This is a genomic window from Oceanobacillus neutriphilus, assembly GCF_014645515.1.
Lineage (GTDB): Bacteria > Bacillota > Bacilli > Bacillales > Amphibacillaceae > Oceanobacillus > Oceanobacillus neutriphilus.
The window spans coordinates 189,705-204,775 of record NZ_BMLW01000005.1 but is presented as its reverse complement, the minus strand read 5'-3'; the positions used below and the strand labels follow the sequence as shown (position 1 = coordinate 204,775).

Sequence of the window (15,071 nt, the reverse complement as noted above, 5' to 3'; positions counted from 1 at the left end):
AATAGACATGGAGAAAAAAACAATTGTTGTCGCTTTGGGAGGAAATGCCATCTTAACTGATAATCCGACAGCAGATGCACAAAAAGAGGCTATCAAAAATACCTGCGAACAATTAGTCAGCCTTTTTAAAGCTGGTCATAAGATTATTATTACGCACGGTAATGGCCCGCAAGTCGGAAATTTACTATTGCAGCAAAGTGCTGCAGATTCTGAAAAGAATTCAGCTTTACCACTTGATTCTTGTGTAGCGATGACACAAGGAAGTATCGGTTTTTGGCTTCAAAATGCATTAAGAGATACTCTCAAAAGGGAGGGGATTGAAAAAGAAGTGGTTTCACTCGTTACACAAGTGGAAGTGTCTCCAAAAGATGAGGCTTTTGAACATCCAACAAAGCCAATTGGACCATTTTTATCCCAAGAAAAAGCGGAAGAAGAGAGTCGCTCTTTAATTGATCAGTATGTTGAAGATGCTGGAAGGGGCTGGCGAAAAGTTGTTCCAAGCCCCAGACCAATTTCAATTGTCGAACATAACATCATCAAACAATTGGTGGATAATGACATATCCGTGATTGCTTGTGGAGGCGGAGGCGTACCAACCATCCAATCGGAGAAAGAGTTAGAAGGTGTGGAAGCAGTTATTGACAAAGACTTTGCAGCAGCTAAATTGGCAGAGTTAGTTCATGCGGATTATCTTGTCATTTTGACAGGTGTGGATTATGTTTATGTTGATTTTAATAAACCGACTCAACGGAGATTGGAAGAAATAACAATCGATGAACTTAAGCAATTTATGAGGGAAAACCAATTTGCAGGTGGAAGTATGTTGCCAAAAATTGAAGCGGCAATTCAATTTATGGAGGCCACTGAAAACGGAAAAACAATTATTACCTCGCTGAAAAACGCAAAAAATTTGTTTAACTCAAAATCTGTAACAACTGTTTTAATGAATTAACATTAGAAAAAAGCGATGACTAGATTGATTGCGGATTAAGAATTTTATTGAGTGGTTTAAAAATAAGTTTTCCTCATTTGTATGTATTGATAGAACAGGTGAGGGAAACTATGCTTTATTTCGATGCCAATTTTAAAGCATAGAAACTAATTTCTTATTTATTCACTAACCGAGTTTGTGACAACACGCTCAATGTTTCTTCTTGTCCTGGATTTTCTTTTATTTTCTTAACAAAAAATTTAAAGGCACTAGTTCTAGCGAAACGAATTTCAGCACCTGAATTCGTTTCTTTTACTGTATATAAAGGTAAGTAATTATATAGACATATGCTCCGTCACTACCTCATCAAATAACAATATAATTTCTCTCTGTAATCAGTTTCCTTACATCTCAAAAATTCAAATTAGAAGATAAAACTCTCTCTTGGTCAGTTGAAAAATCATTTTACAACTACTGCTTTGTTGATAATATAAAATTCAATTATAATAAAATAAAAATAGTTAAATTATTTTAAAAATTTGATTGCAGAAGAAATTTATATTACATTGGGTTTACTAAAGCTGATTATGCAAGGAGGATGAATGATGGAAGAAAAAATTGAAAAAGCGATACAGGATATCTACCCCGACGATTTCGCCTGGTGCTATGGATGCGGCAGATTGAATAAAGATGGACATCACCTGCGAACCGGGTGGCAGGGAGATAAAACGGTTACAATCTTTACACCTGAGTCAAAGTATATGGGAATTCCGGGTTTTATTTATGGAGGACTGATAGCCTCATTAATGGATTGTCATGGTTCAGGATCTGCTGCACTTGCTTTACACCGCAAGAATGGACATGAAATTGGGGATGGAACTGTTCCGCCCCGGTTTGTTACTGCGTCTCTTAACATGGAATTTCTTAAACCGACGCCGCAGGAGGTTCCATTGAAAGCAATTGGAACGGTGGAAGAAATCCATCCCAAAAGATGGAAGGTACATACAGAGATATTTGCAGATGATGTTCTCTGTGCCCGCGGTGAGGTAGAACTTGTTGTTATGCCCAGTACATTTTTAAAATAATATACTTGAAGATTGTTGGAGTCTAAGAGAGGAAGAATTATTTTGGCACAAGAGATACTTACACAGCTTAATAAACTATATCCAATTCATTTCACGAAGATGGAAGCAGTAACAGATGAGATGTTTCGATGCGTAGCTGAAGAAGAGAATTACTTTGCAAGGATTACAAACTATAAAAGCTTTGATGAACAGCTGGAGGAAGTTAATTATACGGATTTCCTATATAAGAAAGGATTGGGGGTGTCACCAGCAATATCTTCTTTCAATGGGAAGGCAGTAGAAAAACTGCCTTTATTTTTTAAATTAAAAGAGGTATTTGAATATAGCTTAATGCACATGTATTGGGATAAAGAAAGGCTGACCGAAGACCAGATAAGAATAATGAATCATTTTCGAATGCGGATTGAACAAAAGTCTTCTTTTTTTGAAATGTAATACTGCTATGGAAGCGGGAGATTAGTTAATAGAGCAGGTTGGTCGAACGGTAATGATCCAAAAAAGCAGGGGAAAGAATCCTTCATGTTAATGCTGATTGAAACATTACCGAAAACAACTGGCTTATAACTAACTTCAAATTAATACATTGACTTTATCTGCTGGGAAAGATAAAATAATAATCAATAAAATGTTAGTTGCTAATAACATACATTTTTTCAAAAAATGGAGGTGGCGTTATGCCGAAGAATAAATTAAGTACATCGGACCGGATATTACAATCCGCGCTTCAATTAATGAAGGAAAAAGGATTTCAGCTAGTGACTATTAAGGAAATTGCAGAGGCAGCTCATGTAAGTGAAATGACGGTTTTTCGCCACTTTGAAACAAAAAAAGGTGTCCTGGAGGCAGCGATTGAAAGAAATACGGTTGTTCCCGGATTCAAGCAGACACTGGATAAGGATCTTGTTTTCGATTTAGAAAAAGATTTGCTGCAGATAGCTCATTTATACCTTGATCTTATGAAGCGTTATGAATCTATTTGTTTAATTGCTGTTCAAGAAAGGGCATCGATGCCTGAATTAGTAGATTTGGTGTCTGACAACACAGAGCAATTAAAAGGATATATCACAGCATATTTTAATACCATGCAGGAGGAAGGGAAGATGAAACAAACAGATTCCTATACGCAGGCATCTATATTTTTAGCGACCTTGTTCAGTTACTTTATTTCTACTGCATTATGGAAAGAAAAATTTATCACTGTAGCAAAGGAGAAGTTTATAAAAAATAGTGTACAAACATTTTGTTATGGACTTCAACCGTAAAGGAGGTTTTTAAAATTGGCGGATTCCAATAATTCTGTTTTGGCTCTGCTTGCTTATTTTAAAACAAGTTAGCAGAGTATAGCGATAGGGAAGCCACATGAATTGTTCAACAAAAAATTTTTATAACATATGTTAGTTGTTACTAACTAACATATGTTGTTGGAAGGTGTTTAATATGAAAGTTGTAGTTTTTGGAGCCACTGGTGATACAGGAATTCCATTAGTGAAGCAATTACTTCTGAAAGGTCATGAAGTAACAGCTATCGTACGTAATCCGGAAAAGTTAGAATTATCGGGAGCACGTCTGGAAATTGTAAAAGGGGATGTTTTAAATTCAGCTTCAATAGAAGGAAAGCTGACTGGAAAAGATGCTGTTTTATCCGTCCTTGGCGGAAATCATCGTCGACCGACAACAGTTTACTCGGAAGGTATGGAAAATATAATAAAAGAAATGAAGAAGTCAGGAGTTAACCGGCTGATTTGCTTATCAGCTGAAACACTTAAATCAAAGGAAGAGTCTTCGTTTACAGAGCGTATCCTTGTTAAAGTCTTATGGAGAATATTTCACAATTTATATCGTGATATGCAGCGTATGGAAGAAGAAATTTATCAAAGTACAGTTGATTGGACTATTATTCGGCCGCCTTATTTGACGAATAGTGCTCCAAAAGGGAGTTATCAAATAAGCTTTGATAAACCTGTTAAGAAAGGAAAGGGGCGTATAACCCGGGCGGATTTGGCTAGATCGATAGCAGACCAATTGGAAAATCCAGATTCTATTCGCAGTGTTGCTTATGTGTGCACTAAATAAAATATATTTTCATTCATTTAAAAAGAAGCAAATGTGCATGAATTGGCTGCTGATTTCAAAGTATATTAATACAATCAACAGCCAATTCATGCACATGGTAAACTATATTGTCTTATTTAAGAAACACTTTATTTCAATGGTTAAAAATAAATGTCTTGGCATCTTAATATCGCCAATCCCTAATTAAATAAATTAAAAACGCCGGTAATAGCGAGTATAGAATTAATCAAAACCATAACAATCGAGAAAACAAAAAGAGACACAAATAATTTACTGGAATTGAATTCCTTGCCGTATTGATGGTCACCGATTATAGTAGACAAAATTAATCCACCAGCACTGGAAGCAGGGCTGAACGCTGCAGAGCTGGAGCCTACAATGATGGCACTTAATAAGCCGGTTTCACTTGTATTATTCCCAATAACATTAGCCAAGTCGCTAACTGTTGGAGCTAAAGTAGGAATAACTACTCCTAATGTAGATGAGAACCAAGACATAAAACCACCAATGAAGGAGCTCATACCCATAATGGTTGCATAATTGGAAAAACCTCCAATAGCTCCTACTAAAATATCAATGCCTCCTGTCTCACTAATAATATTCATAAGCACACCTACACCTGTAACCATCAAGATGGTATTCCAAGGTATGCTTTTGAATGCCTTTTTTTCATCCGAAATGCCTAATATAAGTAATAACATTGCTACAGAAATAGCCACGAGTCCTGCATCTAATCCTAGGACAATTACACAAAAAATAAAAATTAACACGCCCGCTAAGGCCACCCAATGATTTTTAGTCAGATGCTCTTTATCAACAACATCATTAGATGATTCGGGCTTCTGTATCTTATAACCTTTGAAGTAAATAAACGCGGCGATAGATAGAATAATCATACCGATGGTTACATTTAAAGTTAATGGTGTTAAAATACCTTCTATTCCTTGCTCAGACATAATATTAGAAACTACAATACCGTCTGGTGTAATTAGTGTAAAACGTCCTGATTGGCCTCCTGCAACACCAATAATCATTAGGAGTGCAGGGTTGTACCCGGAATTACGCGAAAGGGGCATAGATATCGAAATGACAAACACTAGTGCAGCGACTGCACCTGCTAATGCAGCAACAAACCATCCGACAATAAATATAAGAATGGGGATAAACCAAACTTTTTTGCCAAAACTCCTAACAATATTATTTATCAACACATCCAAACATCTATTATTGTTAATTATTCCAAATAAGAATGTCACACCGAGCAGCGTGATAAATAAAGAAGCGCCAAACCCCTCCAATATTTGTTCCGTTGTAAATTCTCCTGATGCATAGCCGATCACAACTGCAATTGCAATTGCTAACAATCCAATATTGAGCTTTTTCACAAACCCAATCATAATAACCAAAACGAGTGCAAGCAATGCAATAATACCCATATTCATGAAAAACTCATTCCTCTCTCTATCTTTAACTCACTTACATTTAAATTTCTACTAAGATGTTGGTATTTTCTATTTAGGAAAATCCTTGTCAGCATAGAACCAATCTAAGTATTCATTATGTAACATAACTATATTCGTAAAAAAATTGATAAGGCCCATTCATTCCTGCTTGCTTTAATCATTAAAAACGTACCCCTTTCATAATGTTAAGATAATTAAGACCCAATGTTATCATAATTTACGAAAAAAGTATTCATTTATTATTAGACTTTCTTATAATATAGCTGAAAATAATAGAAGGCGGCCAAAAATTATATGGAGAAGAAAAAATGGATGCAGCTACCCTGACATGAACTCATGTTAGAGAACAATGTGAAGAAGAGGAGGTTTGTAAAAATTATTAAATGAGTGAATTTCATAATTCTTAACCCTTGTGTCTCAATAAGTTCAAGATACAAAAAAAGAAGTACCTGCCCAAAAATATAATTATGAAATTCATTTATTTTTGAAACAATTCTACTCCTTTATTCGTGTTAAGAGCAGCAACATGATGATAGGGGGAAAACCATCAATGTACACAGTAAAAATAGAAAATGTCAGTAAATCATATCGTAAGTTTCAAGCATTACATCACATTGATTTACAAATTGAAAAGGGATTATATGGTTTACTGGGACCAAATGGTGCAGGGAAATCCACATTAATGAATATTATCAGTACGATTTTAACATGGGATGAAGGACGGATCTCCGTGTATGGCTATGATTTAAAAAAAGATAGTCACAAGGTACGTGAGCTATTAGGTTATTTACCACAGCATTTCCAGGCACCGGGGCAATTTACAGGCGAAGAATTCTTGCATTATGTGGCATCGATGAAAGGAATGAATAATCGCCAGAAACGAACGATAGAAGTTCAGCGCTTATTAGAACAGGTAAATTTAACAGAGCATACACATAAAAAAATAAAAGGATATTCGGGAGGGATGAAACGCCGTTTAGGCATTGCCCAAGCATTAATTGGCCAGCCAAAGCTAATTATTCTGGATGAGCCGACAGCAGGACTTGATCCATCGGAGCGAATCCGTTTCCGAAATGTTATGGAACGTTTAGGAAAGGAATATACGATTATTTTATCCACTCATATTCTAAGTGATATTGAAACAAGCTGTGAGCATGTCGGGGTTATTAATAAGGGAGAGCTGCTTTATCAGGGAGAGACGGAGAAGCTTGCATCTTTAGCCGAAGGGACAGTGTGGGAAATAAGCGTGCCCATTTCTCACTATGATGAAGTAGAACAAGCGTATACCGTACTTTCGAGCAGACGTGAGCAGGAGCAAATGGTATTTCATGTTCTGTCGAAAGCTGAGCCAAAACACAGGGCTACATGTGTGAAACCAACATTAGAAGATGGCTATATGGCATTAATTAATGGAGTGATTACATGAAGCAGCTCAAAAATAACTTTCAATACGAATGGCTTCTGCTGATTCGTAATAAATTTTTGGCTATTCCTATTGTCATTAATATCATTGCTTGGGTATATGTGCTTTATGAAAAAAGCTTACTTGGGAGTGGGACAACAGTTGAAAACCAATTTTACACATATTTTATTTGGATTCTTTTATTGAATTTATTTCTCATTGGAATTATTGCAGTTTATATCGTCAATCGGGATCGGGATTCAAAGTTTGAGCAGCTGGCAATGACCTACCAGGTGAAAAACTGGCAATGGCTGACAGGTAAATGGTTGATAGCGCAAGTATACGGGCAGATTCTAACCGTTTTAACAGTAATGATTCAAATTATCTGGTTTTTTACAGCACCCATGACTGCTGCTGAAGTGTTGAAGCAATCTATTTACACATTTGCGCAAATGGGCGGGGCATTTTTAATTATTGTTTCATTTGGCTTTCTCTGTGCAGTGCTTATTCCGAATATATTCAGTTATTTAGCGATTCCTGCGTTGATTATTGTGTCCGTATTTTTGCCATTTGATTACACGGGGATGGCATTGGAATTTGATAACCCGCGTCTTCATCTGCTGACTCCTTTTGATTTTATGTTCGTGGGAAAGCCGTATGAGGGGATATGGGGAATTGAACGAGTGTTTCAGAGTACACTTATCCACCAAATGGCTGTAATTGTTATAGCGATATTGGTTTTTGCTTTTATTTTATTTATTTTTAAAAGAAATCGCCGCAGTAAAGGAGAAAAGCAATTATTGCTTGCTCTTTTATCTATAACAACGGCAATGGCTATTGTCATTAGTTTTATTCGGTTTACAGACTATAATCAAGGGTTTAAGCAATATGTAGAAACAGGAAATTTTTATATAGACACATTACTTTCGGATTACAAGCGGGGAACAGAAGAGGAATATTACGAGGATATTAATAAGTATTATGATGAAATGCAGGATGATGAGCATTATGATTTTTCCATTGAAATATCTGATTTAGATATTTTATTAAAAGAAGATCATCAGTTAGAGGCAACAAATCAGTTGACAATAAAAAATAATGGTGAAGAAGCAGCTGATGAGGTGCTTCTTACATTAAATCATCAGCTTAATATAACAGCATGTCATAGTGAACGGGAATTAAGCTGTTCGGCAGATGGGGACTTTATTACACTTACGCTTGCGCAACCGATTCAGCCAAATGAGGAATTTGAAATGAAGCTTACCTATGGAGGGGAGATTTTACAGTACTTTGATGAAGGGAGCGGGGAGTCGGCATTTATTGATAAGCGGCGCGTATTTTTACCTAAATCCGCCGGCTGGTATCCGTTAATTGGTAAGCGTACCTTATTTCAAGTGCTGGAGGATGAACAGCTATATGTAAAATTCCAAATACGAAATACAAGATTAGTAGAGGATTTTCCAACACAGTATAATGTATCACTTCAAAGTGAAGGTGTGGAAGTGCCGTTATTGATGTCGATTCCTAAGACTGAAAATGGAAAATTTACGGGAACTACAAAGCATGGCTTAGAATTGATCGGCGGAAATATGGTAGAGCAGGAGGTAGCAGGTATCCGTGTAATTAGTCATCCGCAATTACAGGAAAGCATGTCTTCCATAGTCAATAAATATCATCAAGCCTGGGCAGGGCTGAAGGAATGGTTTGATTTAGATTTAATGCCAAAAACGATTGCCGTTTTGCCAAACAATCAATATTATAATCAGGTACAAAATATGACAGAGGATTTTTATTTATTGAATGAAGATACAGTATATGGAGAAGGGATAGAGGAGTATATTGTCAATGATTTGTACCTTCAAGTGCTGCGGTCTGGTATACCTCATCCTGAAACATTCTCTGATGGGGGCAGTTCGGAGGAAGCAGATTTCTATGATCGAATTATTTTCGATGAATTATTTAATTGGAGTATTTATTACCAAATGGAGAAAGAATCCTTCACAAAATATAACACCGATCAAGACTGGGGAACCAAGTATGATCAAAAGATAGAACGGATTAAAGAAATGGAAAAACAAGGTGATGAATACTTACTTGCATTTACACGCTATTTATATGATGCCAGCAATAAATTAGGAAATAGCAAGGAATTTAATATTGAGAGGCTTGCCGATGCATTTGAGAAGGAGATGAAGGAATGAGTGGAATGTTTTTTCGTTGCCGGCTCTTTTTCAAAAAATGGGTAAGCTCGATTTATGGAATTGCCTTACTGGCAGCTATTCCAATAGCTGCAATAATCCTTTATCATGATTTTTACTATGAAGAAACAGGAAAATTATTAAGCTTAATTTTTGAACAATTAGCACCGATTTGGCTGATACTTATTCTGCAGCGTTATTTTTCCATTGAATTTGATTCTGGCTTTTTTACACAGGTTGTCACATATCCAATTGCCAGATATAAATTTTTACTGGAACGTTTTTTATTTGCCTGCATGTTGTTTTTCATTATGCTGGGTATTATTGCATTGGTGCTTACATCAATATTCGGTGCTATTATATGGAAGGCATTCCTTTATACCCTGCCGCTTTACTTTTTTTATAGTGCAGTGATGCTTATCGGGCTTGTAATTAGTAAACGTTCACTCGGTGCTTTACTTGGAGGTATTTTTCTTTTTTTGCTTAGCTTCATTGGTGCACCATTGTTAGGGCAGGCTTTGCAAATGATTATGTTAAAGTATGGCAGTGTCATCTATTTCTTAGAGGGAAAGACTGGCTACGCCTTTGCAGATAATGATTTATATTACTATAATCGACTTATGTATATGGGATTTGGTATCATTCTATTTATTTTAGCACTTATCAAGTTTCAGAGAAAACCGGTATAGGAAGGGGAAAGAAAATGCTAGATGAACAATATATGGAAGAGTTAGCAAGTGGAAATGATTCAGCATTTGATTCCCTGGTTTTCCGCTATCATAAACCTCTTTTCGGTTATCTCTACCGCTTATTACACGATGAAAAGCAAGTGGAGGATGTTGTGCAGGAGACATTTTTGAAAATTTACCAGGAAGGAAAAAGGGGGTTTATTCCGAAGCAATTTAAGCCCTGGATGTATAAAATTGCAACGAATTGTTGTAAAGATTACTGGAAAAAAGCATCGACGAAAAGAGAGTTTGCCACAAAGGATTTATATGAAAACCCAAGCCAGATATACCATATTATCGATCATCAGATAGAAAGAAAATGGATGATGGAATCATTGAATCAGCTTTCTCTGGATTATCGGACAGCGCTCTATTTGCGCTTTTATCAGGATTTAAAATATGAGGAAATCGCTATGACGTTGGATATTCCTTTAAATACAGTTAAAACTCGTATTTCACGCGGTTTGAATCAGCTTGAAAAGATTTTGCTGGAAAACGAAGGGAAGGAGGAAAGGGAATATGAGTGAGAATAAGGAATTATATGAACTTGAGAAGGAATGGAAGAGCCGAATGGAACGCTTTACTGCACCAGAGCCTACACGAGAGCAGACATTTACATTACTGGAAAATATCCGAAACCAGGCAGCTGAAGAACAGCCGCAAAATATGCGTACTGAACTCGAACAATTACAGAAATCGCGTACCCCTTTTGAACAAATGGTTGATCTGCTAGCCTCACAATGGACATTTTATGGTATGCGCAGCTGGATTTCAACTGCAATTGTGATGCTTATATTAACTATTTCCGTATATGGAAATGATCCAGGAGAATCAAGTTTTTCAATATGGTTAAAAGGGATGAGTTTCCTGATGATTGTTCTTATCGCTTACGCATTCCGCCCGAGAAATGAAGGAAACGCTGCGCTTGAAGAGCTTAGTTATTATCCGCTCATTCAACAAATGTTTGCCCGCTTTGTGATTGTAATGGGTGTACAGCTTACTCTTGCCTTGCCATTGAGCTTTTTCTTATTAGGGTCAGCAAGTACAGCAGCCTATTTTTTCGGCACCTTTACCCCATTGTTTTTCTTTGGAACAGTTGGCTTTGTCAGCACATTTTGGCTGGGCGGAAGAGCTGGAACAATCATTACAGCCTTTCTTTGGTTCGTGCAAATGCTGTTAGATAGTCAAGTACAGGCATTATCCTTGTTCCGCTTGCCCGAAAGTGATTGGTTTGTATCAGCGAATGTATTACTTATGCTCATCTCTATTTTACTGCTTGGCTCCATTATTCTTAAACGGGAGAAGGGTGCACAATGAGATTAGCATTAAATAATGTGACTTATGAAATAAAAGGGCAACGCATATTAGACCAGCTATCATGTGAAATCACTACAGGCATCACCTATATTATCGGCAAAAATGGTTCCGGGAAAAGCACATTGCTGAAGATGTGTGCAACTGCACTTCAGCCAACAGCAGGAACGATTGAATATACAAAGCTGGTAGAGAATCAGCAAACAGTCTTTCAGCGTAAAAGTTTAACGACGGAGGAAATAAGAAGAACAATTGGCTATATGCCCCAGGAATTTACAGGTTATGCAGAGCTGTCCATTGAACGGTATTTGCAATATATGGCAACTCATAAAGGGATTCCACGACGGCATGTAAAGAACATAGTACACAAATGGTTAGAAGAAACAAACTTGTACCCGATTCGCAGAAAAGCTTTGTTTACCTTATCAGGTGGACAATTAAAAAAGGTGGGCTTGATTCAAGCATTAATTAATCAGCCGCAAATTTGTATTTTAGACGAACCGTTTGAAGCATTAGATCAGATGGAAAGATATTATTTTGACCGCTTTCTGCGCAGATATGCTTTTCATAGTATCATTCTTATCAGCACAAACATTGTTGAGGAAATGCAGGAAGGGGATGTGCTTTATTTAGATAGAGGATGGGTTCGATTATTTACTGGCTTGGAGGAAGAGTCCTATCAGCAGGTGAAGGAATGGATTGAATGAAGCAATGATTCGGGCAATCATATGACGATATATGATTTAATTTTAAACTAGAAACGATTAATCTCTAATATAAAAAATAAAAATATTGTTCGCCATACAATTAATATGTTGTGTGGCTTTTTTATTCGTGATAAGATATCTAAATATTATGATTGTTATTAAAAAAGTACTGGTTTTAGGACAAAGGTGGGGAAAGTGTTGGGAGAAAATGAAATAAAAACCGGAGATAACGAATCTTGGCTGCAGCCTTACATTGATTCTCCGGAAAAACAAAAACAGTTATATAAGAAAACATTAATTGTCGTTATTATGTCTCAAATATTCGGAGGAGCAGGACTCGCAGCAGGAATTACAGTTGGAGCACTTCTGGCTCAGGATATGCTGGGTACAGACAGTGTGACAGGAGTACCTACTGCGTTATTTACATTAGGCTCTGCCGGGTCTGCATTACTGGTAGGACGGTTTTCTCAGCGTTTTGGCAGGCGTTTTGGGCTTTCGGCAGGTTTTTTAACTGGAGGAATTGGTGCGATTGGGGTAGTTATTTCCGCATTAATGGGCAGTATTGTGCTGCTATTTATTTCACTGTTTATTTATGGTGCGGGATCAGCTACCAATTTACAGGCACGATATGCCGGGACAGATTTGGCAAATTCTAACCAAAGAGCCAAAGCAGTGAGTATGGCAATGGTTTCTACGACATTTGGTGCTGTAGCTGGACCGAATTTAGTAGAAGTTATGGGGGGGTTCGCGGATCTTTTAGGCATACCAGCTTTAGCTGGACCATTTATTTTAGCAGCTGCAGCATACATACTTGCAGGATTAGTTCTCTTATTTTATCTTCGCCCTGATCCTCTTCTTGTAGCCGAAGGAATATTAAGGGCAAAGAGAAGGGCTAATAATATACACTCAGAACAAGATACTGAATTATTGCCAAAAAACAAACGTGGTATATTGGCAGGAGCTGCAGTTATGATTTTGACTCAGTTTGTTATGATTGCCATTATGACAATGACTCCAATACATATGGGACATCACGGTCATGATTTGCAAGCAGTCGGGCTGGTTATCGGCTTTCACGTTGGGGCGATGTATCTTCCATCTCTGATTACAGGCAGCCTTGTTGATAGAGTGGGGCGGGGGACGATGGCAGCAGCCTCTGCTGTTACACTTCTAGCTTCAGGTGTTTTAGCAGCTTTTGGACCTGCAGATTCAATGACAGCACTTATCGGGGCACTAGTTTTACTTGGACTGGGATGGAATTTCGGTTTAATAAGTGGAACAGCGATTCTTGTAGATTCTACTTCCCTAGATAATAGAGCAAAAACGCAGGGGACAGTGGATGTCTGGATTGCTTTATCTGGAGCACTGGGCGGAGGAATATCCGGTCTGATTGTGGCAAATTCCAGCTATGCCTTTCTTTCCATAGGCGGAGCTATCCTCTCGTTGCTCTTAATCCCTGTAATTATATGGGCGGATATTAATAAGCAGCAGAAACCTGATGAAGTTAATAGAAAATCAGTATGAAGGATAGAAAACTTAAAAAAATAGTAATTTTTATTAATAAATTAATGCCTGAATCTTGTTATGTTAATAGATTCAGGCGTATTTCAATTATTTAAATCAGTGAATACTTTTTAGTAACCCCTCAAGGATTATTAATCCCCGCTCGAGCTCTTCCATTGTTTCTGGTGCACAAACAGCCACCCTTACAGCTCTATCCGGGCAGCTATTTCCTACCACAAAACGTTCAGCTGCATATACCTGCACCCCTTGATGGGCAGCAAGCAATTCAAATTTGGCGCCTGTCATTCCTTCAGGCAAAAGCAGCCAGCGGAAAATTCCTATTTCAGCTCCTAAGCATGTATAATCAGCAAGATAGTAATCTACCATTTTATTTCTGCGAACAGCCTCTGCACGATGAGCTTTAATTAAACCTTCGAACTGATTGGAAACAATAGTGCGTGCCGCTAATTCTGCAAGCAAGGAAGAGACAGATATATTTAAATTATACAGTGCTTTTGAAATCTTCTCCTTGAATTGGTTTGGCACGGCTATATAAGCTAAACGTAATCCCGGGGCAATGGACTTTGATAAACTTGCAATATAGATGGTCTGCTCAGGTGCAAATGATGCAATCGCCGGCAATGGGTCAATATGATGAAGATTATATGTAGCATCTTCAATAATTATTTTATTATGCTTTTTGGCAATATCTGCGATTTCTTTTCGAGTTTCAACCGGCATACAGCAAGCTGTTGGATTATGATAATCAGGGACTAAGTAGATACCTTTTATATGTTCGTTTTTACACGCATCCTCAAAGGCAGATGGACTCATCACATGATTCTCAGCTTTTATTGGTACAATCTGTATCCCAAACATCGCTGCAACTGTTTTTAACCCGGGATAAGTATGGGAATCAGCGCCAATACGATCACCAGATTTATAGAGACTTGCCAGCGTAGCCGTAATTGCATTCTGACCGCCATTTGCAAATAGAATATGATCAACAGTAGTTTCAAAGCCGCCTCTTTTTATAAATTTTACAGCTGCATCTTTTTGCCAAAGGCTGTCACCTGCACGGCCATAACCGAACCATTTTTCAAAATCGTTTTCCTGCACCATGTTTTTCAACTGAAGCTGCAGTAATCGATACGAATCATTATCTGGCAGTGTAGCTCCCATTTCTATTAAATGCTTCGGTTTCGTATCCTCCAGTAAATAGGCATTTGACATAGCATCATACGCTACAAATGTTCCGCTGCCGACAGATGAACTTAACAAGCCTTTTAATCCGCACATTTTAAAAGCCTTCGATATGGTGCTTAAGTTTAAATTTAAATAATCAGCCAGCTCCCGTTGAGGAGGCAGCTTCGTTCCTGGCAGTAAGACGCCGTTTAAAATATCGTCCTCTAACTGTTTGGCGAGCGCCTGATAAATTGGTTTTTTATTTTTATCAATCGATGGCGTCCAAGTCATTGGATAGTCTTCAAAAGAATTAATAGTCATAAAAATCATCCTTTTTATATTTCTTCTATTATACAACAGATTTTATTTTGGTTTCCGGGGATTTGGATTGAAATTCAGCAAATACCATCTCATTATGCAATAGGAGGTTTTGATGAAATGACAAAAATAATACGGCTACCTTGATGTGAATACATGCTAGA

14 protein-coding genes are annotated in these 15,071 nt (G+C 37.4%); 12 read left to right on the top strand and 2 right to left on the bottom strand.

Features of this window, described 5'->3' with window-relative positions:
* Positions 1-7 precede the first annotated feature (7 nt).
* The 5 genes from arcC to IEX29_RS10005 all read left to right on the top strand — a co-directional run bounded on the left by arcC (position 8) and on the right by IEX29_RS10005 (position 4,089).
* Positions 8-952 carry a carbamate kinase gene (arcC, locus tag IEX29_RS10025; RefSeq protein WP_188734317.1) on the top strand — a complete coding sequence of 315 codons (945 nt, stop codon included), beginning with the start codon at positions 8-10 and terminating at the stop codon, positions 950-952.
* 584 nt (positions 953-1,536) lie between these two features.
* Positions 1,537-2,016, top strand: coding sequence for a PaaI family thioesterase (locus tag IEX29_RS10020; protein ID WP_188734438.1), 480 nt, complete (start codon positions 1,537-1,539; stop codon positions 2,014-2,016).
* A gap of 99 nt (positions 2,017-2,115) precedes the next feature.
* On the top strand, positions 2,116-2,451 hold the full coding sequence (locus IEX29_RS10015; protein ID WP_373290669.1) for a hypothetical protein: 336 nt from the start codon (positions 2,116-2,118) through the stop codon (positions 2,449-2,451).
* Positions 2,452-2,690: 239 nt separating this feature from the next.
* Positions 2,691-3,278 (top strand): TetR/AcrR family transcriptional regulator, encoded by a 588-nt coding sequence (locus IEX29_RS10010; protein ID WP_188734315.1) that lies wholly within the window; start codon positions 2,691-2,693, stop codon positions 3,276-3,278.
* Between the two features lie 175 nt (positions 3,279-3,453).
* On the top strand, positions 3,454-4,089 hold the full coding sequence (locus IEX29_RS10005) for an NAD(P)-dependent oxidoreductase (protein ID WP_188734314.1): 636 nt from the start codon (positions 3,454-3,456) through the stop codon (positions 4,087-4,089).
* Positions 4,090-4,268: 179 nt separating this feature from the next.
* On the opposite strand, the gene IEX29_RS10000 is transcribed toward IEX29_RS10005, so the two are convergent.
* Positions 4,269-5,531, bottom strand: coding sequence for an SLC13 family permease (locus tag IEX29_RS10000; RefSeq protein WP_188734313.1), 1,263 nt, complete (start codon positions 5,529-5,531; stop codon positions 4,269-4,271).
* A gap of 571 nt (positions 5,532-6,102) precedes the next feature.
* Between IEX29_RS10000 and IEX29_RS09995 the strand changes: the two genes are divergently transcribed.
* The 7 genes from IEX29_RS09995 (at position 6,103) to IEX29_RS09965 (ending at position 13,425) form a co-directional block, all read left to right on the top strand.
* A complete protein-coding gene (locus IEX29_RS09995) occupies positions 6,103-6,978 on the top strand; it encodes an ABC transporter ATP-binding protein (RefSeq protein ID WP_188734312.1) in 876 nt (291 codons plus the stop codon).
* Positions 6,975-9,155: an ABC transporter permease gene (locus IEX29_RS09990; RefSeq protein WP_188734311.1), complete on the top strand. Its 2,181-nt coding sequence runs from the start codon at positions 6,975-6,977 to the stop codon at positions 9,153-9,155. The genes IEX29_RS09995 and IEX29_RS09990 overlap by 4 nt, the downstream gene beginning before the upstream one ends.
* Entirely contained in the window at positions 9,152-9,841 is a 690-nt protein-coding gene (locus IEX29_RS09985; RefSeq protein ID WP_188734310.1) for a hypothetical protein, read from the top strand. The genes IEX29_RS09990 and IEX29_RS09985 overlap by 4 nt, the downstream gene beginning before the upstream one ends.
* 14 nt (positions 9,842-9,855) lie before the next feature.
* Positions 9,856-10,407, top strand: a complete 552-nt coding sequence (locus IEX29_RS09980; protein WP_188734309.1) for an RNA polymerase sigma factor — start codon at positions 9,856-9,858, stop codon at positions 10,405-10,407.
* The gene (locus tag IEX29_RS09975; RefSeq protein ID WP_188734308.1) at positions 10,400-11,197 is read left to right on the top strand and encodes a hypothetical protein; all 798 of its coding nucleotides are present in this window, start codon (positions 10,400-10,402) and stop codon (positions 11,195-11,197) included. Before IEX29_RS09980 ends, IEX29_RS09975 begins: the two co-directional genes overlap by 8 nt.
* Positions 11,194-11,901 carry an ATP-binding cassette domain-containing protein gene (locus IEX29_RS09970; RefSeq protein WP_188734307.1) on the top strand — a complete coding sequence of 236 codons (708 nt, stop codon included), beginning with the start codon at positions 11,194-11,196 and terminating at the stop codon, positions 11,899-11,901. Before IEX29_RS09975 ends, IEX29_RS09970 begins: the two co-directional genes overlap by 4 nt.
* 198 nt (positions 11,902-12,099) lie before the next feature.
* The gene (locus IEX29_RS09965; RefSeq protein WP_373290663.1) at positions 12,100-13,425 is read left to right on the top strand and encodes an MFS transporter; all 1,326 of its coding nucleotides are present in this window, start codon (positions 12,100-12,102) and stop codon (positions 13,423-13,425) included.
* Positions 13,426-13,521: 96 nt separating this feature from the next.
* Here IEX29_RS09965 and IEX29_RS09960 read toward each other — a convergent pair whose 3' ends face one another.
* Positions 13,522-14,910: an aminotransferase-like domain-containing protein gene (locus tag IEX29_RS09960; RefSeq protein ID WP_188734306.1), complete on the bottom strand. Its 1,389-nt coding sequence runs from the start codon at positions 14,908-14,910 to the stop codon at positions 13,522-13,524.
* Positions 14,911-15,071: the final 161 nt, after the last annotated feature.